At 72.5% G+C, this 22433-nt stretch carries 24 protein-coding genes and 1 pseudogene; 14 read left to right on the top strand and 11 right to left on the bottom strand.

What is annotated here, in order from left to right; genetic code table 11:
• Positions 1-44 precede the first annotated feature (44 nt).
• Positions 45-1535, top strand: a complete 1491-nt coding sequence (locus K7I03_RS16195; RefSeq protein ID WP_185940368.1) for a glycosyltransferase family 87 protein — start codon at positions 45-47, stop codon at positions 1533-1535.
• Between the two features lie 47 nt (positions 1536-1582).
• Here the strand turns inward: K7I03_RS16195 and K7I03_RS16190 are convergent, their stop codons facing one another.
• The 3 genes from K7I03_RS16190 to K7I03_RS16180 all read right to left on the bottom strand — a co-directional run bounded on the left by K7I03_RS16190 (position 1583) and on the right by K7I03_RS16180 (position 4218).
• Entirely contained in the window at positions 1583-2614 is a 1032-nt protein-coding gene (locus K7I03_RS16190) for an alanine racemase (RefSeq protein ID WP_185940369.1), read from the bottom strand.
• A 45-nt stretch (positions 2615-2659) separates the two neighbouring features.
• Positions 2660-3778: a lipid II:glycine glycyltransferase FemX gene (locus tag K7I03_RS16185; RefSeq protein ID WP_004950672.1), complete on the bottom strand. Its 1119-nt coding sequence runs from the start codon at positions 3776-3778 to the stop codon at positions 2660-2662.
• A 101-nt stretch (positions 3779-3879) separates the two neighbouring features.
• The gene (locus K7I03_RS16180; protein ID WP_051072700.1) at positions 3880-4218 is read right to left on the bottom strand and encodes a hypothetical protein; all 339 of its coding nucleotides are present in this window, start codon (positions 4216-4218) and stop codon (positions 3880-3882) included.
• A 303-nt stretch (positions 4219-4521) separates the two neighbouring features.
• On the opposite strand from K7I03_RS16180, the gene rpsF reads away from it, so the two are divergent.
• The 4 genes from rpsF to rplI all read left to right on the top strand — a co-directional run bounded on the left by rpsF (position 4522) and on the right by rplI (position 6280).
• The gene (gene rpsF, locus K7I03_RS16175; protein WP_004950685.1) at positions 4522-4812 is read left to right on the top strand and encodes a 30S ribosomal protein S6; all 291 of its coding nucleotides are present in this window, start codon (positions 4522-4524) and stop codon (positions 4810-4812) included.
• 81 nt (positions 4813-4893) lie between these two features.
• A complete protein-coding gene (locus K7I03_RS16170) occupies positions 4894-5478 on the top strand; it encodes a single-stranded DNA-binding protein (RefSeq protein WP_185940370.1) in 585 nt (194 codons plus the stop codon).
• A gap of 100 nt (positions 5479-5578) precedes the next feature.
• A complete protein-coding gene (gene rpsR / locus K7I03_RS16165) occupies positions 5579-5815 on the top strand; it encodes a 30S ribosomal protein S18 (protein ID WP_004950692.1) in 237 nt (78 codons plus the stop codon).
• 18 nt (positions 5816-5833) lie between these two features.
• Positions 5834-6280, top strand: coding sequence for a 50S ribosomal protein L9 (gene rplI, locus K7I03_RS16160; protein WP_185940371.1), 447 nt, complete (start codon positions 5834-5836; stop codon positions 6278-6280).
• A gap of 95 nt (positions 6281-6375) precedes the next feature.
• Here the strand turns inward: rplI and K7I03_RS16155 are convergent, their stop codons facing one another.
• Positions 6376-7716 carry an MATE family efflux transporter gene (locus K7I03_RS16155; protein WP_185940372.1) on the bottom strand — a complete coding sequence of 447 codons (1341 nt, stop codon included), beginning with the start codon at positions 7714-7716 and terminating at the stop codon, positions 6376-6378.
• A gap of 504 nt (positions 7717-8220) precedes the next feature.
• On the opposite strand from K7I03_RS16155, the gene dnaB reads away from it, so the two are divergent.
• Positions 8221-9726, top strand: a complete 1506-nt coding sequence (gene dnaB / locus K7I03_RS16150) for a replicative DNA helicase (protein WP_185940373.1) — start codon at positions 8221-8223, stop codon at positions 9724-9726.
• Between the two features lie 112 nt (positions 9727-9838).
• Complete coding sequence (locus K7I03_RS16145) at positions 9839-10234, top strand: hypothetical protein (protein ID WP_185940374.1); 396 nt, start codon at positions 9839-9841, stop codon at positions 10232-10234.
• A 70-nt stretch (positions 10235-10304) separates the two neighbouring features.
• Here K7I03_RS16145 and K7I03_RS16140 read toward each other — a convergent pair whose 3' ends face one another.
• A complete protein-coding gene (locus tag K7I03_RS16140; protein WP_185940375.1) occupies positions 10305-11438 on the bottom strand; it encodes an FAD-dependent oxidoreductase in 1134 nt (377 codons plus the stop codon).
• A gap of 88 nt (positions 11439-11526) precedes the next feature.
• A complete protein-coding gene (locus K7I03_RS16135; RefSeq protein WP_185940376.1) occupies positions 11527-12420 on the bottom strand; it encodes an NADP-dependent oxidoreductase in 894 nt (297 codons plus the stop codon).
• Between the two features lie 111 nt (positions 12421-12531).
• Here K7I03_RS16135 and K7I03_RS16130 point away from each other — a divergent pair, with 111 nt between their 5' ends.
• Both K7I03_RS16130 and K7I03_RS16125 read left to right on the top strand, forming a co-directional pair.
• Entirely contained in the window at positions 12532-13110 is a 579-nt protein-coding gene (locus K7I03_RS16130) for a TetR/AcrR family transcriptional regulator (RefSeq protein ID WP_185940377.1), read from the top strand.
• A 118-nt stretch (positions 13111-13228) separates the two neighbouring features.
• Complete coding sequence (locus K7I03_RS16125) at positions 13229-14014, top strand: oxidoreductase (protein ID WP_185940378.1); 786 nt, start codon at positions 13229-13231, stop codon at positions 14012-14014.
• A gap of 59 nt (positions 14015-14073) precedes the next feature.
• On the opposite strand, the gene K7I03_RS16120 is transcribed toward K7I03_RS16125, so the two are convergent.
• Both K7I03_RS16120 and K7I03_RS16115 read right to left on the bottom strand, forming a co-directional pair.
• Positions 14074-14718: an NAD(P)-dependent oxidoreductase gene (locus K7I03_RS16120; protein ID WP_185940379.1), complete on the bottom strand. Its 645-nt coding sequence runs from the start codon at positions 14716-14718 to the stop codon at positions 14074-14076.
• A gap of 57 nt (positions 14719-14775) precedes the next feature.
• Positions 14776-15663 carry an EamA family transporter gene (locus K7I03_RS16115; protein WP_185940380.1) on the bottom strand — a complete coding sequence of 296 codons (888 nt, stop codon included), beginning with the start codon at positions 15661-15663 and terminating at the stop codon, positions 14776-14778.
• Between the two features lie 87 nt (positions 15664-15750).
• On the opposite strand from K7I03_RS16115, the gene K7I03_RS16110 reads away from it, so the two are divergent.
• Positions 15751-16266, top strand: coding sequence for a MarR family winged helix-turn-helix transcriptional regulator (locus K7I03_RS16110; RefSeq protein WP_185940381.1), 516 nt, complete (start codon positions 15751-15753; stop codon positions 16264-16266).
• 146 nt (positions 16267-16412) lie between these two features.
• Complete coding sequence (locus K7I03_RS16105) at positions 16413-17552, top strand: DNA polymerase III subunit beta family protein (protein ID WP_185940382.1); 1140 nt, start codon at positions 16413-16415, stop codon at positions 17550-17552.
• A gap of 18 nt (positions 17553-17570) precedes the next feature.
• On the opposite strand, the gene K7I03_RS16100 is transcribed toward K7I03_RS16105, so the two are convergent.
• The gene (locus tag K7I03_RS16100) at positions 17571-17948 is read right to left on the bottom strand and encodes a cupin domain-containing protein (protein WP_185940383.1); all 378 of its coding nucleotides are present in this window, start codon (positions 17946-17948) and stop codon (positions 17571-17573) included.
• A 185-nt stretch (positions 17949-18133) separates the two neighbouring features.
• On the opposite strand from K7I03_RS16100, the gene K7I03_RS16095 reads away from it, so the two are divergent.
• Positions 18134-18556 (top strand): MarR family winged helix-turn-helix transcriptional regulator, encoded by a 423-nt coding sequence (locus K7I03_RS16095; protein ID WP_185940722.1) that lies wholly within the window; start codon positions 18134-18136, stop codon positions 18554-18556.
• Between the two features lie 86 nt (positions 18557-18642).
• Here K7I03_RS16095 and K7I03_RS16090 read toward each other — a convergent pair whose 3' ends face one another.
• Together K7I03_RS16090 and K7I03_RS16085 are read right to left on the bottom strand one after the other, a co-directional pair.
• Complete coding sequence (locus tag K7I03_RS16090) at positions 18643-19083, bottom strand: thioredoxin family protein (protein ID WP_313772135.1); 441 nt, start codon at positions 19081-19083, stop codon at positions 18643-18645.
• Positions 19084-19139: 56 nt separating this feature from the next.
• Positions 19140-19595 carry a MerR family transcriptional regulator gene (locus K7I03_RS16085; RefSeq protein WP_185940384.1) on the bottom strand — a complete coding sequence of 152 codons (456 nt, stop codon included), beginning with the start codon at positions 19593-19595 and terminating at the stop codon, positions 19140-19142.
• A gap of 114 nt (positions 19596-19709) precedes the next feature.
• Here K7I03_RS16085 and K7I03_RS16080 point away from each other — a divergent pair.
• Positions 19710-21174: pseudogene (locus K7I03_RS16080) on the top strand (serine hydrolase domain-containing protein).
• Positions 21175-21268: 94 nt separating this feature from the next.
• The gene (locus K7I03_RS16075) at positions 21269-22396 is read left to right on the top strand and encodes a pyridoxal-phosphate-dependent aminotransferase family protein (protein WP_185940385.1); all 1128 of its coding nucleotides are present in this window, start codon (positions 21269-21271) and stop codon (positions 22394-22396) included.
• Positions 22397-22433 lie beyond the last annotated feature (37 nt).

The following is a 22433-nucleotide window of genomic DNA, read 5'->3' as shown; positions in this document are numbered from 1 at the left end:
CACAGCCTCCAGCGGGCCCGGGGGACGTACGGCAGGATGGGCGCATGAGGAGCGTGCGGGACGACCGGATGGTGCGGCCCACCCAGGAGGACGAGGTCGCCGCGGCCGGCAGCGAGCTGATCGGCGGGCCGGCCGGGCGGCGAGCGCTGCCCGGCGGGTGGCGGACGCCGGTGCGGGTGGTCGTGCTGGTGATGATCGGCATGTTCGCGCTCGGCATGGTGCAGAAGGTCCCCTGCTACGACCACGGCTGGTTCTTCGGCGCCACCACCCAGTACACCCACGCCTGTTACTCCGACATCCCGCACCTGTTCACGGGCCGTGGCTTCGACCAGGGGCTGATCCCGTACCTGGACGAGATCCCGCGCTCCATGGGCGACATGGACTACCTGGAGTACCCGGTCCTGACCGGGGCCTTCATGGAGGTCGCCGCGCTGCTGACGCCGGGCGGCGGTGCTCAGCACCGGGCCCAGCTCTACTGGTTCGTGAACTCCGGGATGCTGCTGGTCTGCGCCGTGGTGATCGCCTTCTGCGTGGCCCGGACACACCGGCGGCGGCCCTGGGACGGGCTGCTGGTGGCCCTCGCGCCGGCCTTCGCGCTGACGGCCACGATCAACTGGGACCTGCTCGCGGTCGCCCTGACCTCGGTGGCGCTGCTCGCCTGGTCGCGGGGGCGCGCCGGTACGGCGGGGGTGTTCATCGGGCTGGCGGCGGCGGCCAAGCTGTATCCGGTGCTGCTGCTGTGGCCGCTGCTCCTGCTGTGCTGGCGGGCGGGGCGGTGGCGGGAGTTCCGGGCCACGCTCTCGTCGGCGGTGGTGGCCTGGCTGGTGGTGAACGTGCCGTTGATGCTGGTCGTCGACGGGCCGATGGCACCGATCCGGGCCGGCTGGGCGAAGTTCTACACCTTCAGCCATGACCGGCCGGTCGACTACGGGTCGCTCTGGCTGCTCGTCTCCCAGCGCACGGGGGACCCGATGGACGACGTCAACACCTACGCCATAGTGCTGATGGTCCTCGGCTCGCTGGCGATCGGCGCGCTGTGCCTCTACGCGCCGCGCCGCCCGCGCCTCGCCCAGCTGGTCTTCCTGGAGATCGCGCTGTTCGTCGTCGCCAACAAGGTCTACTCGCCGCAGTACGTGCTGTGGCTGATCCCGCTGGCGGTCCTGGCCCGGCCGCGGTGGCGGGACTTCCTGGTCTGGCAGACGTGCGAGGTGCTCTACTTCCTCGGCATCTGGTTCCACCTGGCGTACAACGGCGACGGCGACAAACACCAGGGGCTGCCGCAGGACGGCTACCAACTCGCTCTGGTGCTGCACCTGCTGGGGACGCTGTACCTGTGCGCGCTGGTCGTGCGCGATGTCCTCAGGCCCGACCGGGACGTGATCCGGCGGGACGGCTCGGACGACCCGTCCGGCGGTCCGCTCGACCAGGCGCCGGACATACGCGTCCTCGGCCGGACGCGTCCGCACGAGCGGCAGGACGAGCGTCCGGAGACCTTGCGGGTCCAATGGGGCTCCGGGAGCGGCGGCACGGTCTAGCCGCCGCTCCGGGGCCGGTCACACGGGGAGATCAGCCGGGGGGGGGCTCAGTGATCGAGTATCCGGTCGAACTGGGTGGTGGTGTGCCGCAGGTGGGCCACCAGTTCGTCGCCGACCTGCGGCGCGGGGGCGTCGTTGGGCACGAAGAGGATCGACACCTGCATGTGCGGGGGCTCGGCGAACCAGCGCTGCTTGCCCGCCCAGACGAAGGGCGACAGGTTGCGGTTCATGGTGGCCAGGCCCGCGCGGGCGACGCCCTTGGCGCGCGGCATCATGCCGTGCAGCGCCTTCGGCGCCTCCAGGCCGACGCCATGCGAGGTGCCGCCGGCCACGACGACCAGGTAGCCGTCGCCGGCCGTCTTCTGCTGGCGGTAGCCGAAGCGGTCGCCCTTGGAGACCGGCGTGACGTCCAGGACCGCGCCGCGGTACTGGGTGGCGTCGTGGTCGCCCAGCCACAGCCGGGTGCCGATCCGGGCCCGGAAGCGGGTCTGCGGGTACATCTGCTGGAGCCGGGCCAGGTCCTCGGACTTCAGGTGGCTGACGAACATGGTGTGCAGCGGCAGGTGGGCGGCGCGCAGCCGCTCCATCCAGGCCGACACCTCGTCGACGCCGGTGGTGCCGTCGGCGCGGTCCAGGGGCAGGTGTATCGCGAAGCCCTCCAGGCGCACGTCCTCGATGGCGGCGTGCAGCTTGGGCAGGTCCTCCTCGCTGATGCCGTGCCGCTTCATGCTGCTCATGACCTCGATGACGACGCGCGCGCCGACCAGGCCGCGCACCCCCTCGACCGAGGAGACCGAGCGGATCGCCCGGTCGGGCAGCGGCACCGGCTCCTCGCCGAGCCGGAAGGGGGTGAGCACCAGCAGGTCACCACCGAACAGGTCCTTGGCACGGGCCGCTTCGTAGGTGGTGCCGACGGCGAGGGTGTCCGCGCCGAAGCGGATGACCTCCTCGGCGAGGCGTTCGTGGCCGAAGCCGTAGCCGTTGCCCTTGCAGACCGGGACGATGCCCGGGAACTGCTGGAGGACGGACTGCTGGTGTGCCCGCCAGCGCTGGGTGTCGACGTAGAGCGTGAGCGCCATGGCCGGTCCCGGAACCTTTCCCTGAGTGTGGATGGAGCTGTCGGATCAGCGGCGCGACATGTAGATGTCGAGGGCCTTGTGCAGCAGCTTGTTGAGCGGGAAGTCCCACTCGCCGAGGTACTCGGCCGCCTGTCCGCCCGTGCCGACCTTGAATTGGATGAGGCCGAAGAGGTGGTCGCTCTCGTCCAGCGAGTCGCCGATGCCGCGGAGGTCGTAGACGCTGGCGCCGAGCGCGTAGGCGTCGCGCAGCATCCGCCACTGCATGGCGTTGGACGGCCGGACCTCGCGCTTGTGGTTGGCGGAGGCGCCGTAGGAGTACCAGACGTGCCCGCCGACGATCAGCATCGTCGCCGCGGCCACGGCCTCGCCCTCGTGGATGGCGAAGTACAGCCGCATGCGGTTGGGGTCCTCGGTGTTGAGGGCGGTCCACATGCGCTGGAAGTAACTCAGCGGGCGCGGGCGGAACTTGTCGCGCTCCGCGGTGATCTCGTAGAGGTGCTGCCAGGTGGCCAGGTCCTCGTAGCCGCCCTGGACGACCTCGACGCCGGCCTTCTCGGCCTTCTTGATGTTGCGGCGCCACAGCTGGTTGAAGCCCTTGTGGACGTCCTCCAGCGAGCGGTTCTCCAGCGGCACCTGGAAGACGTAGCGCGGCTGGACGTCGCCGAAGCCGGCCCCGCCGTCCTCGCCCTGCTGCCAGCCCATGCGGCGCAGCTTGTCGGAGACCTCGAAGGCGCGCGGCTCGATGAACGTGGGCTCGACGTCGCGCAGGCGCTTGGCGTCCGGGTCGGCGATGCCGGTCTTGATCGCGTTGGCGTCCCAGCGGCGGATGACGACGGGCGGGCCCATCTTCACCGAGAACGCGCCCTGCTTCTTGAGGTGGGCCAGCATCGGCTGGAGCCAGTCCTCGAGGTTCGGGGCGTACCAGTTGATCACCGGGCCCTCGGGCAGGTAGGCCAGGTAGCGCTTGATCTTCGGGAGCTGGCGGTAGAGCACCAGGCCCGCGCCGACCATCTGGCCGGTCTTGTCGAACCAGCCCAGGCTCTCCGAGCGCCACTCGGCCTTGACGTCCGCCCAGGCCGGCACCTGCATGTGACTGGCAGCGCGCAGGCTCTGGATATATGCCAGATGCTGCTGTCGGCTGATGGTCCTCAGGGTCAGGCTCATGCGGGGCGCTCCTCGGCAGGTGTGTCCCCAGGGTCGGGGCTCCGGCTCTCGCGCCGAAGCCTACTGCGACCGGGGAGCGCCCCGTTTGGGCGTACGGTCCGTTATCCGATCACACCTCCGAAGAGGCCGCCGTGGGCCATGCCCAGGAAGAAGCCGATGGCGGACGCGCCCAGGCCGATGATCAGCAGGAAGCGCTCGCCCGTGGTGGCGGAGATGAACTGGCCCCACGCCCCGGTGAGGATCCCCACCAGGCCGCTCCAGGAGCTGAGCAGGTGGAGGTTGGACCAGGCGGAGGAGACGATGGCCAGCAGGCCCAGGACGACCGTCGCCGCGACCAGGGTGTTCTCCCGTGGATGCGGCTTTCCGTCGCTGTTGAGCACCGTGTTGATGAACGAGCGGGGGTTCCTCGATGTGGGAGTCCGGCGGACTGCCTGTGTCATGGGTCTACCTCCTGAAGGCAGGCGGCGCGGTGTAGCGCCGGTCACACCCGGTGCGTCCAGAGTGAAGGGGCGGGCGGCCGGATTTCAACCGGACGCCGTGGTGCGGGTACTCTGGACGGTCTGCATCGGTATCTGCCCGGACCCGGCTTCCGTCCCGGGGGCGACCCAGGGACTTCCCGCTGATCGTCCGTGCGGTTGGCATCGGCCTCGGTGTCAGTGTCAGCCGATACCGTTGTTCACGCATCACGACCCTCCTGCCACGGATCGACCGTGGCCGCTGAGTCCAAAGGAGGTGGGTTCCACATGCGTCACTACGAGGTGATGGTCATCCTCGACCCCGATCTGGAGGAGCGCGCTGTCTCTCCCCTGATCGAGAACTTCCTCTCCGTCGTCCGTGAGGGCAACGGAAAGGTCGAGAAGGTCGACACCTGGGGCCGTCGTCGTCTCGCTTACGAGATCAAGAAGAAGCCCGAGGGCATCTACTCGGTCATCGACCTGCAGGCCGAGCCTGCGGTCGTCAAGGAGCTCGACCGCCAGATGAACCTGAACGAGTCGGTCCTCCGGACCAAGGTCCTCCGTCCCGAGACCCACTGAACCCCTTCGGTTCAGAGGTAATCGGGCTGTATCGCAACGAGTAGCAAGCAGCCAGCAGCACACCCGCCGAGAGGTTCACCCATGGCAGGCGAGACCGTCATCACGGTCGTCGGCAATCTCGTCGACGACCCCGAGCTGCGCTTCACCCCGTCCGGTGCGGCGGTCGCGAAGTTCCGTATCGCGTCCACTCCCCGCACCTTCGACCGCCAGACCAACGAATGGAAGGACGGCGACAGCCTCTTCCTGACGTGCTCGGTGTGGCGGCAGGCGGCGGAGAACGTCGCCGAGTCGCTCCAGCGCGGCATGCGCGTCATCGTGCAGGGCCGGCTGAAGCAGCGGTCCTACGAGGACCGCGAGGGCGTCAAGCGCACGGTCTACGAGCTCGACGTCGAAGAGGTCGGCGCCAGCCTGAAGAACGCGACGGCGAAGGTCACCAAGACCACGGGTCGTGGTGGCCAGGGTGGCTATGGCGGCGGCAACGGCGGCGGCCAGGGTGGCGGCGGCTGGGGCTCCGGTCCCAGCGCTCCGCAGGGCGGCGGGGCTCCCGCCGACGACCCCTGGGCGACCGGCGCTCCGTCCGGCGGCCAGCAGGGCGGCGGCGGAGGTGGCTGGGGCGGCGGCTCCGGCAACTCCGGCGGCGGCTACTCCGACGAACCGCCCTTCTAGGCCCGCAGGGTCTGGAGCCAGGCCCTCCGGGGCCCGGGCCGTCCTCCGTGGCGGTCCGTGGGCGACAGCAACAACTTCTTGATCACACTGGAGAGAGACAATGGCTAAGCCGCCTCCGCGCAAGCCCAAGAAGAAGGTCTGCGCTTTCTGCAAGGACAAGACCGCTTACGTGGACTACAAGGACACGAACATGCTGCGGAAGTTCATTTCCGACCGCGGCAAGATCCGTGCCCGCCGCGTGACCGGCAACTGCACCCAGCACCAGCGTGACGTCGCCACGGCCGTGAAGAACAGCCGTGAGATGGCGCTGCTGCCCTACACCTCGTCCGCGCGATAAGGGAAGGGTGACCGAAAAATGAAGATCATCCTCACCCACGAGGTCTCCGGCCTCGGCACCGCCGGTGACGTCGTCGACGTCAAGGACGGCTACGCCCGCAACTACCTGGTCCCGCGCGGTTTCGCGATCCGCTGGACCAAGGGCGGCGAGAAGGACGTGGCGCAGATCCGCCGCGCCCGCAAGATCCGCGAGATCGCCACGATCGAGCAGGCCAACGAGGTCAAGGGTCAGCTGGAGGGTGTCAAGGTCCGCCTGGCCACCCGTGCCGGCGAGGCCGGCCGCCTGTTCGGCTCCGTGACCCCCGCCGACATCGCTTCCGCGATCAAGGCTTCCGGTGGTCCCGAGGTCGACAAGCGCCGTGTCGAGGTGGGCTCGCCCATCAAGACCCTGGGTGCCCACCAGGTGTCCGTGCGTCTGCACGCCGACGTCGTCGCCAAGCTCGGCATCGAGGTCGTCGCCGCGTAAGCGGAACGCCGCTCCCCAGCGGAGTGGCGTGAGGAAGGGCCGCACCCCTCGGGGTGCGGCCCTTCCGGCGTTCGGGGCGGGGGTGCGGCGGGGCGTCAGGCCCGTACCGCTCCGGTGACGAGCCAGCGGCCGGAGCGGACGCGCAGCCACAGCGTGACCATCCGTACCGCCATCATCAGCGCCATCGCCCACCAAAGGGCCGTGAGGCCGCCGCCCAGCGGCGGGACGAGCAGCGCGACGGGCGCGAAGACCGCGAGCACCACCAGCATCGCCCGGGCGAGGTACGGGCCGTCCCCGGCGCCCATCAGCACGCCGTCCAGGACGAAGACCACCCCGGCCACCGGCTGGCTGAGCGCGGCCACCAGGAGGGCGGGCAGCAGCGTCCGCCGTACGTCCGGGTCGGCGGTGAACAGCGGGGTGAACAGCGGCCGGGAGGCCACCACCAGGACCCCGAGGACGACGCCCGTGCCGATCCCCCACTGGACCATCCGCCGGCAGGCGGCGCGGGCGCCGTCGGTGTCGCCCGCGCCCAGATAGCGGCCGATGATCGACTGGCCGGCGATGGCGATGGCGTCGAGGGCGAAGGCCAGCAGGTTCCACAGGGAGAGCACGATCTGGTGGGCGGCCACCTGTCGGTCGCCCAGCCGGGCCGCGACCGCCGTGGCGATCAGCATCACGGCGCGCAGCGCCAGGGTCCGGACGAGCAGCGGGACGCCGGCCCGGGCGCAGGCGCGGATGCCGGCGGCGTCCGGGCGCAGCGACGCGCCGTGCCGCCGGGCGCCCCGGACCACGACGACGAGGTAGGCGGCGGCCATGCCGTTCTGGGCGACGACGGTGCCCCAGGCCGAGCCGGCGATGTCCCAGCCCGCTCCGTAGACGAAGGCGAGGTTGAGCACGGCGTTGGCGGCGAAGCCGGCGACGGCCACGTACAGCGGGGTGCGGGTGTTCTGCAGGCCGCGCAGGACGCCGGTGGCGGCGAGGACGGCGAGCATGGCGGGGACGCCCAGGGCGCTGACGCGCAGGTAGGTGACGGCGTGCGGGGCGGCGTCCGCGGAGGCGCCGAAGGCGTCGACGAGGGCGGGGGCGCCGGGGAGGACGGCGAGGGCGATGACGGTGCCGAGCAGCAGGGCGAGCCAGATGCCGTCCATGCCCTGCCGGATGGCGGCCGGGAGGTCGCCGGCGCCGACCCGGCGGGAGACGGCCGCGGTGGTGGCGTAGGCGAGGAAGACGCAGACGCCGACGGCGGTGGTGAGGAGCGGGGCGGCGATGGCGAGGCCGGCGAGGCGGTCGGTGCCCAGGTGGCCCACGATGGCGGTGTCGGCCATGAGGAACAGGGGTTCGGCGACGAGTGCGCCGAAGGCGGGCACGGCCAGGGCGAGTATCTCGCGGTCGTGCCGCCGGGCGGGGCGCGGTTCGCGCGCGAGGGCGTCGCTCATACGTTCCATTCAATCTTCCACAGGTAATGAGCGCAACTGGTAAGCGTCTGTTACCTTGGGCGTCGGGGTGTGATCTTCTCTGCGCCGTTTGTCGCGATCCGGCCCCGGCGGGAGAACTTTTTCTCCTCAACAGCCGGTGGATGGGAAAAGTGCAGGTCAGCGGCGTTCGGCTGGATCGGGTGTGGGGTTGTCCACAGCGGTTTCCCCCGGCTCGTGCACAGGATCGGGGGGGTTCTCCACAGGATGGGGCCCGTCATCCACACCTCCTGTGGATAACCAGATTGGCTGACGGTGCCCGCGGCCCTACCGTGGACCGGCGCCCGCCGTCCGTTCCCGTCCCGTCCCGCGCCTCCGGACCACCCCGTCCGGTACCGCGCGGAGCGTCGGAAACCGCGTCGAACCCGATGTGCCGGAACCGGAGTCGGGCGTCCTGTTTGTCGGTGCCGTGCCGTAAGAAAGAGGTGCGCGGCGAGGTCCGCGCCGCGGACGGGAGGAGGTGGCGGGGTGAGCGTCCATGAGCCCATGGACGGCCCGTGGGGCGATGAGGGGCCGGGCGACCGGCTGCCGTTCCCCCGCTCCCGCAGGACCGACGGCAAGGGCCGTGGCGAGCGGCGCGACGGGGACGAGGGCGGCGACTGGCAGGGCTCGCAGGGCGAGCGCGGTTCTCAGGGGTCCCAGGGAAGCGGTTTCGAGCGCGTCCCGCCGCAGGACCTGGACGCCGAGCAGTCGGTGCTGGGCGGCATGCTGCTGTCCAAGGACGCCATCGCCGACGTCGTCGAGATCCTCAAGGGCCACGACTTCTACCGGCCCGCCCACGAGACCGTCTACCAGGCCATCCTCGACCTCTACGCGAAGGGCGAGCCGGCCGACCCGATCACCGTCGCCGCCGAGCTCACCAAGCGCGGCGAGATCGCGCGCGTCGGCGGCGCGGCCTATCTGCACACCCTGGTCCAGACGGTCCCCACCGCCGCCAACGCCGAGTACTACGCCGAGATCGTCCATGAACGGGCGGTCCTGCGGCGGCTGGTCGAGGCGGGCACCCGCATCACCCAAATGGGTTATGCGGCCGACGGTGACGTGGACGACATCGTCAACAGCGCGCAGGCCGAGATCTACGCGGTCACCGAGCAGCGGACCAGCGAGGACTACCTCCCGCTGGGCGACATCATGGAGGGCGCGCTCGACGAGATCGAGGCCATCGGCTCGCGCAGCGGCCAGATGTCCGGCGTCCCCACCGGCTTCACCGACCTCGACGCGCTGACCAACGGCCTCCACCCCGGCCAGATGATCGTCATCGCCGCCCGTCCCGCGATGGGAAAGTCGACCCTGGCGCTGGACTTCGCCCGGGCCTGCTCCATCAAGCACAACATGCCGAGCGTGATCTTCTCGCTCGAAATGGGGCGCAACGAGATCGCCATGCGCCTGCTGTCCGCCGAGGCGCGGGTGGCGCTGCACCACATGCGCTCCGGCGCCATGACGGACGAGGACTGGACGCGGCTCGCCCGCCGCATGCCGGACGTCTCCCAGGCCCCGCTGTTCATCGACGACTCGCCGAACCTGTCGATGATGGAGATCCGGGCCAAGTGCCGCCGCCTGAAGCAGCGCCAGGACCTCAAGCTGGTCATCATCGACTACCTCCAGCTGATGCAGTCCGGCGGCTCCCGCCGGGCCGAGAGCCGCCAGCAGGAGGTCTCGGACATGTCCCGGAACCTCAAGCTCCTCGCCAAGGAGCTGGAGCTCCCGGTGATCGCCCTGTCCCAGCTGAACCGTGGGCCCGAGCAGCGCACCGACAAGAAGCCGATGGTCTCCGACCTCCGTGAGTCCGGCTCCATCGAGCAGGACGCCGACATGGTCATCCTGCTGCACCGCGAGGACGCCTACGAGAAGGAGTCCCCGCGCGCGGGCGAGGCCGACATCATCGTCGGCAAGCACCGAAACGGCCCCACGGCGACGATCACCGTGGCCTTCCAGGGCCACTACTCGCGGTTCGTGGACATGGCGCAGACCTGACGGGCGGCGCTGCGGGGTCCCGGATTCCGTGTCGGCCCCGCCCGTCGGCGGATCGCGATCCCGGCCCAGCCGACCTCTCGGCGCCGCACGGGCTTCTTGGCATCATCGCGAGATGACCCCGACACTTCCCCGCACCGTCCGTGCCGTCGACACGGCGCGTCTCCTGGACTTGGCCCAGGAGGCCGCCACGCACGGTTTCAGCCAGCGCCTCCCGGTCGGCTGGCTCCAGGAGCACCTCGCCGCGGAGGCGACGCACTACCTGTTCCCGACGCTCGTGCAGAGGCTCACGCACCGTCCCGAGGTGCCGCCGCAGTGGCGGTGCCAGCAGCTGCTGACCGTCAGGACCGGCGAACAGGTCCTGGGTCTGCCCGACGTCCTTCCCGACACCTTCGAGCAGATTCCGGAGACCCTGGACACGGCGTCCAAGAAGGACATCGCCAGCCGTATCGAGCGAGCGGTATCCGTGCGGGAGTGGGTGGAACGGACGGGTGCCGAAGCGGGTTTGTGACGCCCAGGCCACAACGCCGGCATGTGGCACCGGAGGTGAGAACCTCCATGCGCCGGCGGGGTCTCGGGTCTCACCCGCCGGCCTGTCCGTTTCGGGTGAAGAAGGTGATCAGCTCCTCCGGGCTGGGGTTGCGGCCGGACACGGCGGCGGCCTCGGTGCCGCGGGGGAACAGGGCCCGCTCGTACACGGTGAGGGCGGTCTCGACGTCGTCGGGGTGTGCGGCGAGGGCCTTGCCGAGTTCGGCGCCGTCGAGCATGGCCAGGTTGGCGCCTTCCCCGTTGGGGACGGAGAGATGGGCGGCGTCGCCGAGCAGGGTCACGCCCGGCACCCGGTCCCAGCGGTGCCCGGCCGGCAGGTCGTACAGGGGGCGCAGGGCCGGGGCGGTGTCGCCGGCGGTGATCAGGGCGGTGAGTTCCGGGGCCCAGCCGGCGTACTCAGCGGCGAGGCGGGCGAGGATCGTGGCGGCGTGGGCGGGGTCGGTGGGACCCGTGCCGGCGAACCGGTTCCGCGGGCCGGGTGCGGTGATGTACGCGCGGAGGGTCCCGCCCTTCTCCCGGTGGGCCACCAGCCACCTCCCGTTGCGGTCGGGGTCGAGCGCGACGAGCGTCCCGCCGCCGACCGCCTTCGCGGTGGCCGGGTGCCGGGTGTCGGCGTCGTGCAGGGAGGTCTCGACGACGGACCGGCCGACGTATTCCGGTACGGCCTCCGAGAGCAGCGGGCGGACGCGTGACCAGGCGCCGTCCGCTCCCACCAGGAGGCTCGCGACGGTGGTCGTGCCGTCGGCGAAGGTCACCTCGTGACGGCCCCCGGGCAGGGCGCGGACGCCGGTGGCCTTGCGGCCCCAGCGGACGGTACCGGCCGGGAGCGCGTCGAGCAGGAGCCGTCGCAGCTCGCCGCGTTGCACCTCGGGGCTTCCGCCCGTGCCGTCGTCGCCCTTCTCGAACAGGATGGTTCCGTTCCGGTCGAGGAGCCGTATCGCTTGCCGGCCGGGCAGGACGAGAGCGCGGAACGCGTCCGTCAACTCGGCCGCCTCCAGGGCTAGTCGGCCGCTGTGATCGTGGATGTCGAGCATCCCGCCCTGCGGGCGCGCCGTGGGGGAGGGGTCCGCCTCGTGGACCGTGACCGGGATGCCGTGGAGGTACAGGACGCGGGCCAGGACGAGGCCGCCGAGGCCGGCGCCGATGATCGTGACGGGAGTGCGCATGGGGCTCCTTGGGGGGCGGGGGCAGGGGGCGGATCACCGGGACGTGCGGTGGACGAGGGGGTGAGGGGCGAGAGGTGAGGGTGAGGGGTCAGATGATCAGGACGCGGCGGCCGCGCGCATGGCCGGCCCGGCTGTCGACGTGGGCGGTGGCGGCGTCGGCGAGCGCGTACGTCTTCTCGACCGGGATGTGGAGCCTTCCGCGGGAGATGAGGTCGACGGCCTCGGCGAGGGCCCGCGGTACGTCACCGGTCACGCCGGAGAACCGGGCCCCGTGGTCCGGCGCGCCGAGATCGGCGATGGAGACGACCTTCCGCGGATCCCCGGTCAGTTCGACGAGCTCGCGGATCACGCCCGAGCCTGCCAGGTCGAGCGCCGCGTCGACGCGGCCGAGCCGCCGGACCCGGTCGGTCCAGCCCTCGTCGTAGGTCGTGGCGAGAGCGCCCAGGCCGCGCAGGTAGTCCTGGTTCGCGGCCCCGGCCGTGCCGATCACCGTGATGCCGCGGTCGCGGGCGATCTGCAGCACCGCCGATCCGACGCCCCCTGACGCGCCGCTGACCAGCAGTGTCTGCCCGGGCCGCACTCCGGACTCGCGGACGACGCGCAGCGCGGTCTCCACGACGGAGGGGTAGCCGGCGGCCTCCTCGAAGGTCAGGCCCTCGGGCATCCGGGCCCAGGCCGACAGCACGGCGTACTCGGCGTACGTGCCGGAGCCCCGCCCGAACACGAGGTCGCCGACCTCGACCCCTTCGACGCCCTCACCGACCTCGTCCACCACTCCGGCGGCGTCCTGTCCCACCCCGGCGGGCAGTTCGACCGGACGGGTCTTCCGGAACTGGCCTTCCCGGATCCGCCAGTCGACGGGGTTCACGCCCGCCGCCCGCACGGCGACGCGTAGGTGGCCGGGGCCCGCGTGGGGCTCCTCGGCGTCGATGAGTCGGAGCACCTCGGGACCGCCGAATTCGGCGAAGCTCACTTTCTTCATGCCGGGAACGTAAGACTAACCGTTAGTGTTTTGGAACGGTTAGGTCTTCGGCCTCAGAGTGGGAGGCGTAGTTATTGACCTGTGGGTCAAGAAAGCGGTAGGTTATCGATCATGGGAAGGCCGAAGCAGTTCGATCCGGACCTCGCCGTCGAGCGGGCCATGGAGGTGTTCTGGAGCAAGGGGTACGCCGCCACCACGCCCCAGGACCTGGTCGACGCGCTCGGCATCGGCAAGGGCAGCCTCTACAACACCTTCGGCAGCAAACGGGAGTTGTTCGAGCGGGCGCTGTGCCGGTACCGCGACGGCCAGGCGCTCGCGCTCGTCGAGCTGCTGGAGGCTGACGGTCCGGTCAAGGAGCTGCTGCGCCGGACGCTGCGTCTGCTCGCCGAAATGGATCTCGCCGATCCCGGCCGCCGCGGCTGCATGGCCGTCAACACGGCGGCCGAACTGGGCGGCAGGGACGAAGAGGCCGTCGCGCTCGTCCGGCGCATGTTCGACCGCACCGAGGACGCTTTCCGTGCCCTGATCGAGAAGGGGCAGCGGACGGGGGAGATCGCTGCCGGCCGGGACGCCCGGGGCGTCGGGAGTCTGCTGTTGAACACGGTGATCGGCCTGCGGCTCATGGCCCGGGTCGCGGACGGTCCGGAACGGCTGGACCGCGTGATCGACGCTGTGATCGACGGACTCTGACGGGCGGCCCCGGCGGCCCCGGCGCGTTCGCTCGACTTCGCGCCGGTCGTCCGGGGCCCTTTCCCGCCCTTTTTCTGACCTCTTTTTGTACCTCTAATTCAAGAATGGCGAGGACATCATGGATCTCCACCTCACCGGCAAGACCGCCGTCGTCACCGGCGCGAGCCGCGGCATCGGCCTGGCCACCGTCCGTTCGCTGGTCGCCGAGGGCGTACGCGTGGTCGGAGCGGCCCGGACGATCACTCCCGAGCTGCGCGAGACGGGCGCCGTGGCGGTCTCCGCCGACCTGGGCACGCCCGAGGGCGTACGGACCCTGGAGGAGCGGGCCCTCGCCGCCCTCGGCGGCATCGACCTGCTGGTCAACAACGTCGGCGCCGGCGACGACGTCGAGCCGGGCGGCTTCCTCGACGTGGACGACGACCAGTGGCGGGGCGTCTTCGACCTCAACCTCATGAGTGCCGTACGCGTCTCCCGGTTCGCCCTCCCCAGCCTCGTCGAGCGCCGCGGGACGATCGTCAACGTCTCGTCGGTCAACTCCCGTCTCCCCTCGGCCGGTCCCATCGCCTACAGCGCGGCGAAGGCGGCGCTCACCGCGTTCGGGAAGTCCCTCAACGAGGAGTTCGGCCCGCAGGGCGTGCGCGTCAACACCGTGTCCCCCGGCGTCGTCCGGACCAGCATCTGGGCGGGGCCGGAGAGCTTCGGCGGGAAGATAGCGGAGGCCGCCGGGGTCGAGGACTACGACGCCTTTCTCCAGGGCCTGCCGGCGGCGTTCGGCATCACCACCGGGCGGATCACCGAGCCGGAGGAGGTCGCGGCGCTGATCACGTTCCTGCTGTCCGACGTGGCGGGCAACGTCTCCGGCGCGGACTACGTGATCGACGGTGGGACGGTCAAGGTGCTGTGACCGGCGGAAGCCGGCTCGCGGGGCGGTCGGTACGCCACGGTGAGCCGGCTCCCGGGCGGTCAGTAGGCCACGGTGAACCGCGCCCCGCGGTGCCTCGGCCGCTCGGCCTCGTCCAGCAGGGCGACCGCGAAGTCCTGGTACGAGATCGCCGAGTTGCCGTCGGCGTCGACCAGCAGTTCGTCGGTGCCCGAGCGGTAGCCGCCCGTCCGCTCGCCGTTCTCCAGCAGGGCCGGCGGGCTGACGTACGTCCACTCGACGTCGGGGCCGGCGGCGCGGACGAGGGCGAACTGCTCCGTGCTCGCCTGGGCGATCGGCCGCCAGGCATCCGGCACCCAGGCGGGGTCGTCGAGGACGGTACGGCCGTCGCCGCCCGGCACGGTCAGGCTGCCGGCGCCGCCGACGACCAGCAGCCGGGCGCCGGTTCCGGCGACGCCGGCGAGCAGCGCCTTGGTGGCGGTGACCAGGTCGTGTTCGCGGCCCGGCGCGGGCCTGACCGCGCTCACCACGATGTCCTGGCCGGCCGCCAGCCGTGCCACGTCGCCCGGATCGGCGGCGTCGCCGGTGCGGTGTGCGGCCGCCGCGGGCAGCCGGTCGAAGCGGGCCGCGTTCCGGACCACGGCGGTGACCTGGTGACCGCGGGCCAGTGCCTCGGCCGCGATGGTGCTTCCCGCGTTGCCTGCCGCGCCGAAGATGGTGATGCGCATGGTCATTCTCCTTGTGAATGGCGTTGAGGGCGTTGAAGACGGTGAAGAGGAGGGGGATCAGCGGGTCGGGGCGGCGGCCTCGCGCCGGGCCGCCGACGGGCGGAGCTGGGCCGCGACGAGGGAGCCGAGGACGATCAGGCCGCCCAGCGACTGCAGGGCGGTGAGCCGCTCCCCGACGGCGATCAGGCCGATGGCCGTGGCGACGAGCGGGCTGAGCAGGCCGAGGAACGTCACGTCCGTGGCGGGCAGTTCGCGCAGGCCGCGGAACCACAGGGCGTAGGCGAGCGCGGTCCCGACGGCGGAGAGGTAGGCGTACCCCGCCAGGTTCCCGGCGGTCAGGCCGGCCGGCGGGAGGCCCTCGACGAGCAGGGCGACCGGGACGAGGAGCACGCCGCCGGCCACCAGCTGCCAGCCGGTGGTGGCGAGGAGGGGCGCCGGGGACGGCCAGCGCTTGCTGAGCACCACGCCCGTCGCCATGAGGAGGGCTCCGCCCAGGGCGGCGGCGACCCCGACCCCGTCCAGCCGCGCCTCGGCCCGGAGGACGAGCAGGCCGACGCCCGCGACGCCCGCGATTCCGGCGACGAGGGTGCGGGTGGTGAGCCGCTTGCCGAGGAGGCCGGTGGAGAGGAGGGCGGCTATCAGCGGCTGTACGGAGCCGACGGTGGCGGCGACGCCGCCGGGGAGGCGGTACGCGGCGACGAAGAGGAGGGCGAAGAAGGCGCCGATGTTGAGCGTGCCGAGGACGAGCGCGCGCCACCACCAGTCGCCGCGCGGCAGCCGCCGGGTGAGCGCCACCAGGAACAGGCCGGCGGGCAGCGCCCGCAGGACCGCCGCCAGCAGCGGGCGGCCCGGGGGCAGCCATTCGGTGGTGACGTAGTAGGTGGTGCCCCAGAGGGCCGGCGCGAGCGCGGTGAGGAGGAGGACACGCAGTCGTTTGCTTAGCACGAAGATAAATTAGCTCATCGCTAAGCTAACTTGATCGTCGGCGAGGGGTGATCTACCTCACCGCTAAGGCATTGCTAGGGTGGATGGGTGGCAGATCACGTCGACCTCGTGCTGGAACAGTGGGCCGCCCAGCGGCCCGACCTGGACGTCTCGCCCATGGCCGTGTTCGGCAGGCTGAGCCGGCTCAAGCGGGTGGTCGACGCCGAGCTGGGGCGGACCTTCGCCGCCCACGGCCTCGACCGGGCCTCGTTCGACGTCCTCGCCACCCTGCGCCGCAGCGCGCCCCCGCACCGTCTGACGCCGACCGAGCTGATGCGGGCCGGAATGGTGACCTCCGGCGCGATCAGCCAGCGCCTCGACCGCCTGGAGGGGCGCGGCCTGGTGGTCCGCACGCCCAACGAGGAGGACGGGCGGGGCGTCCGCGTCTCCCTGACGGACGAGGGGCGCGAACTCATCGACCGGGCGCTGCCGGAACACCTCGCGACCGAACGGCGCCTGCTGGGGCCGCTGTCGGAGGAGAAGCGGGACCGGTTCGTCGAGACGTTGCGGGAGCTCCTGGAGGAACTTGAGGGGCCGGCCGGGTCGGTGGGGGCTGCGCGCTGACACAACTCGTCGCGGCCGAGCGGGGCTTGCCGCGCCGTCTGAGGCGTTTAAGTCCTTTGAGTCGCCTGAGGGCTTGCCGTCGGGGCACCCCGGGACTGTGCGCCGGTCTTGACCTTCAAGCCGCTCGAAGGTCGAGGATCCCCCACATGCATCCCACGGACACCCCCAGCCGCTCGGAAGGCGATCCCGAGCCACTTCTGAGCATCGGGGCCTTCGCCCGCAGGGTCGGGCTGGCCCCCAGCGCCCTGCGCTTCTACGACGACTGCGGCCTGCTGCGCCCCGCCCACGTCGACGCCGTAACCGGCTACCGCTCCTACCGCCCGGACCAGGAGCGCCGCGCCCTGCTCGTCCGCCGGCTCAGGGCCGCCGGGCTGCCGCTCGTCGACGCGGTGTCCGTGCTCGACGGACCTCCGGAACAGGCCGAACGGATCCTCCGCGACCACCTGCGGACCACCCGCGCCGCCGCCGCGGCGGCCCGGACGGCGGTCGAGGATCTGCTGGGCACCCTGCCGGCGGCGGGCGGCAGGGCGTCGGCGCGGCTGGGCGGGCTCGAACTGGCCGCCGCCGTACGGCAGGTGGCGCCCGCCGCCGCCGAGGGGCCCGGCCGGGAGGCGTTCCCGGTGCTGGGCCGGGTGCTGCTGGAGCTGGAGGGGGACGAGGTGCGGCTGGTGGCCACCGACCGTTACCGCCTCGCCGTCCGGGTGCTGCGTGCGGAGGACGCCGACGACTGGGCCGGCCGCCGCCGCCACGCCCTCGTCGACGTCCCCGACCTGCGACGGGCGGCGTCCTGGGCGCTGCGGTGGCCGGAGGTGACCGTGGTGCTCGACGGGTACGGCCTCAGGCTGTGCGCCGGTGACGAGACCCGGACCGTGGCCCCTTACACGGAAGAGGAGTTCCCCGCGTACCGGCTGGTCCTGGACGAGCTGCCGGCCCCGCGGCACCGGGTGATCGTGGACCGCGCCGGCCTGTGCGGCGCGCTCGGCGCCGCGGGGGCGGCCGGCGCCGGTCCCGTACTGCTGCGGGCGGAGGGGGACGGACTCGTCGTCACCGGCGACGGCGCCGACGGTGTCACCCTGCGCGCCGTGTGTACCGGGCCGCCGCTGCGCGTCGCCTTCGATCCGGCGGTGTTCCTGGCGGCCCTGGACGCGGGCGTCGGCCCCGACGCGCTGCTGGAGATCGCGTCGCCCACCGGCCCGGTCGTCGTGCGCTCGGCTGACCAGGGGAGCTTCACGACCCTCGTCATGCCGGTCCGCGACGCCACCGCCACCCCGGACCGGCGGGGTTGACCGGCGGCGGTGGGGCGCTCAGGAGGTCCAGGGGAGCGCGCGCGAGCCCGGCTGCCCCGGTACAGACACCTGGCCGTCGGCGCGCATGGCGACGAGCGCCTCGGCGCCCGCGTCGTCCGCCGCGCGCACCTGGCGCAGCACGTTGGGCGGCAGGACGACCGCGCCGCCCGCGCGCACGGTCTCGGTGGTCCCGTCGGCGGTGAAGGAGAGCGCGCCGCTGAGCACCGTCCACACCTGCTCGCGGTCCATGGAGTGCTCCGGGCCCGCGGCGCCCGCCTCCATCCGCACGCGCCACGTGCTGAGTTCGGTGCTGCCCGCGCTGGGGGCGGCGAGGTGGGTCATGACGGCGTTGGGGGTGAAGGTCGTGCGGTCGACGGACGGGGTGATGACGTGCATCGTCGCTCCAAGGGCGGCTGCGGGAAGGGCGGGCGCCAACACGGAGTAAAGCTGCTTTACTCGCGCCGGACGCGAATGAGTAAAGCAGCTTTACTTTCCTGTGTCAGCATGTTTCCGTGACCGACGACCCGATCAGCCGTGCCGACGACCCCTTCCCCGGCCTCGAACTCACCTTCCTGCTGGGCATGGGCTTCCAGCTCCTGCTGGGGGAGTTCAACGCCCGCCTGGCGGAGGCCGGTTACGGTGACCTGCGGCCCGTGCACGGCATGGTGTTCCAGCTCCTGCGCGGAGGGGGCGCCACCGCCAGTGAGCTGGCGGAACGGCTGGGGATGACGAAGCAGGCGGCGGGACAGCTCGTCGACCGGCTGGAGCGGGCGGGGTACGTCCGCAGGGAGCCGCACCCGGCGGGCGGGCGGCGGCGGCTCGTCGTCCTCACCGAGGCGGCCCATGCCCACCTGGCCGTCGCCGGGCGGGTCATGCACCGGCTGGAGGCCGAGCTCGGCGACCGGCCCGGCGGCCCCCGCCTGCCCGTCCTCCACGCCGAACTCGCCCGGCTGGTCCGGGCCATGGGCGGTGACGAACCACCGCCCCTGCGGCCGGTGTGGTGAGCCCGTGCCTGTGGCGTGACCGCGCGCCCGTGTGGTGACTCCGCGCCTATGGGGTGACCCGTGCCCGTGTGGTGACCCCGCGCCCGTCAGCTGGGGGCGATCCAGGGCAGCTCGGCGGCGAGGTCCTGCCGCAGGCGGCGCAGGGGGCGGGCGCCGACCAGGGTCAGGACCGGCTCGCCGGCGCGGAACAGCGTCAGGGTCGGGGCCGACAGCACGCGGTGGGCCGCGGCCGTCGCGGGGTTGAAGTCCACGTCGAGCGAGACGACCTTCAGCCGGCCCGCCTCGGCCGCCGCCAGTTCGGCGAGGACCGGGGCGATCTGCCGGCAGGGGCCGCACCAGTCGGCGGTGAACTCCACGAGGACGGGCAGGCCGGAGGCGAGGACCTCGGCGGGGAAAGTGGCGTCGGTGACGGGAGTTACCGGGGTGGCGGTGGGTTTGGGCGTCGTCGTGGGCGTGGGCGTCGTCGTGGGCGTGGGCGTGGGCGTGGGCGTGGGCGTGGTCGTGGTCGTGGGCGTGGTCGTGGTCATGGGAAGCCGTTCCTCCGTGAATGAGGGACTCGGTGAGGGATAGGGAAGTGAGTCGTTCAGGCGTACTCGGCCTGCCCGGCGTCCCCCGCGTCGCACGGCGTGAGCGCGCAGCGCGGTGGCGGGCCGCCCGGGACGTCGGCCTCCGCTTCCAGCGCGGCGCGTTCCCGCTGGGCGCGGGTCAGTTGCGCGCTCACCTCGGCGCGGACCTGGGCCAGCCGCTCGATGCACTCGTCCAGCTCGGCGAGTTTGCGCCGGTAGACCTCCAGGGACGCCGGACAGGAGTCGCCGGCGGGGTGGCCGGCGCGCAGGCACTCGACGAACGGACGGGTGTCCTCCAGGCCGAAACCGAAGTCCTGGAGCGTACGGATCTGGCGCAGGAGCCGCAGGTCGGCCTCGTCGTAGTCGCGATACCCGTTGCCCGCGCGGCGGGCGGGCAGGAGGCCGAGCGACTCGTAGTGCCGCAGGGCGCGTGTGCTGATTCCGGCCTGTTCGGCCAGTTCCCCGATCCGCATGAAGTGACCGTAAACGTTGACGCGGACGTCAAGGCCAGCGCTGGGCAAGGGGGAAGACAGAAATCTCCGCCCGTTACATCCGCCCGTCACAGGAGGACTGTTTAGGCTGCGGAAATGGCCAGGGATCACGAGAACACCACGAGCACCTCCGGAATCGCGAACACCTCCGGCATCACGGAGACCGACCGTTTCGCAGACCTGTTGCCCGCGACCCGTCGGGCGCTCCTGCACCAGGTCGCCACCACCCAGGTCCAGGGCCGGGCCCCGTCCCTGGTGGCGGCCCTGGTCCGGGACGGACGGCCGGTGTGGGCCGCCGGCCGGGGGGCGGTGGACGGGCGTGAGCCGGACCCGGAGGCGACCCAGTACCGCATCGGGTCGATCACCAAGGCCCTGATCGCCGTACTCGTCCTGCGGCTGCGCGACGAGGGCCTGCTCGACCTCGGCGACCCGCTCGGCCGCCACCTGGACACGCCGGCCGGCGGGGAGGCGACCGTCGCCCAACTCCTCGCCCACGGCTCCGGCCTGGCAGCGGAGTCGCGCGGCCCGTGGTGGGAGCGGACGGGCGGGGAGCTGCGCCCGACGCCGGCGGACCTGTTCGGCGAGCGCCCGCAGCGGCACCGGGCGGGGGAGCTGTACCACTACTCCAACACCGGTTACGCCTTGCTCGGCGCCCTCGTCGAGAAGCTGCGGGGGGGAGCCCTGGTACCCGGTCCTGCGCCGCGAGGTGCTGCTGCCGCTGGGCATGGAGCGGACGACGTACGGACCGGAGGCCCCCCACGCGGAGGGCTGGGCCGTGCACCCCTGGGCGGACGTCGTCCTTCCGGAACCGGCCGCGGAGACCGGCCTGATGGCGCCGGCGGGGCAGCTCTGGTCGACCGTCGCCGATCTGGGCCGGTTCGCGGCCTTCCTGATGGAGGGCGACGAGCGGGTGCTCTCCGCGGCGACGCTGGCGGAGATGCGGCGGCCCGCGGCCGAGCCGCAGAACGCGGACTGGAGCGCGTCCTACGGCCTCGGGCTCCAGCTGATCCGGGTGGACGGCCGGGTCCTGGTCGGTCACGCGGGTTCCATGCCGGGCTTCGTCGGGGCCGTTCTCGCCTCCCCGGAGGAGGGACTGGCGGCCGCCACCCTCGCCAACCAGACGTCCATGCCGGAGGTCGTGTCGCTCGCCGCCCGGCTCGTGCTGACCACCGCCGAGGCGGAGCCTCGCATTCCGGAGCCGTGGCGCCCGGATGCGGACCCGGACCTCACGCTGCTGGAGCTCACCGGCCCCTGGTACTGGGGGCCCCGGGCCATGGTCCTCCGGCTGGGGCCGGGCCGGACGCTCGACCTGGCGCCGCTCGCCGGCGGGGGCGTGCGCGCCTCACGGTTCCGGCCGGAGGAGGACGGGACGTGGACCGGCCTCGACAACTACTTCGCGGGCGAGACGCTCCGGGTCGTCCGGCGGGCGGACGGCACGGTGAGCCACCTGGACCTCGGCTCCTTCGTCTACACCCGGGAGCCGTACGCGCCGGAGGACGCCGTTCCGGGCGGGGTGGCCGAGGGCGGCTGGCGCGGGGTGGCGGAGGGCGGCCGGCGCTGAACCGCTCCGTAGGACCCGGGGCCGCCCCGGCGTAGGGTCGGGGCAGAGACCGGCGGGCGCCGCGCCGCGGCGCCACCACATCCTGGAAGGCACCGTGACCGCGAACACCGCACCGGACCTGCTCGACCTCCCGCCGCTGGGCGCGGACCACTTCGCCCGCATCGAGGACAAGATCGCCGCGCTGATGCGCACCCGCGAGACCGTCGTCACCCTGCAGGGCGAGGCGCTGCTGCCGCTGGAGGCGTGCATCCGCTCGGCCGTGCGCCCCGGCAGCACCGCCCTCAACGTGATCACCGGGCCGTACGGCGAGACGTTCGGCGGGTGGCTGCGGTCCTGCGGCGCCGACGTGGTCACGGTGTCGGCGCCGTTCAGCGGCGCGGTGAGTCCGGAGCGGATCGCCGACGCGCTGCGCGCCCACCCGGAGATCGACTTCGTCAGCCTGGTGCACGCCGAGGCGGCCACCGGCAACACCAACCCGGTCGCCGGGATCGGCCGCGTGGTGCGGGAGCACGGCGCGCTGCTGATGCTGGACGCCGTCGCCTCCGTCGCCGCCGAGCCGCTGCTCACCGACGAGTGGGGCGTGGACCTGTGCGTCATCGGCGGGCAGAAGGCGATGGCCGGTCCGGCGGGCGTGTCCACGGTGTCGGTCAGCGCCCGCGCGTGGGAGCGGATCGCGGCCAACGAGCAGGCGCCCCGGCGCTCGTACCTGTCCCTGCTGGACTGGAAGGAGCGCTGGATCGACGGAGGGCGCGCGGTACTGCCGCACGCCCCCGCCCAGTTGGAGATGCTGGCCCTGGAGCAGGCGGCCGACCGGATCGCGGCCGACGGCCTGGACGCGGTGATCGGCCGCCACCTGGCCGCCCGGGGCGCCACCCGCACCGGCGTCCGCGCGCTGGGCGGGCTCACCCCGTACGTCGTCCGGCGCGAGCACGCGGCGCCCGCCGCGACCACGCTGCGCGCGCCCGAGGGCGTCGACGCGCGGGAGATCGTCGCGGCGGCCCTGGCGGCCGACCCGGCCGTACCGCTCCAGGCGGGCGGCGGCGCGCTCGCCAAGGAGATGATCCGGGTGAACCACTACGGGAGGGCCGCCGCCCGCGCCACCGTCCTGGCCTCCCTGGCGGCCCTCGCGGCGGGCCTGCGGACGCTCGGCGTCCCGGTCGCGGACGACGACGAGGTGCTGGCCGCGGCGGGGGCGGAGTGGGACGGCCTCGTCCAAGGCTGATCTCCGACGGCGGAAGCGGCCGGTGCGCGGGGTGCGC

It is taken from the genome of Streptomyces mobaraensis (assembly GCF_020099395.1).
Classification (GTDB): domain Bacteria; phylum Actinomycetota; class Actinomycetes; order Streptomycetales; family Streptomycetaceae; genus Streptomyces.
The sequence above is the reverse complement of the archived record's forward strand: the minus strand, read 5'-3'. Positions and strand labels throughout refer to the sequence as shown.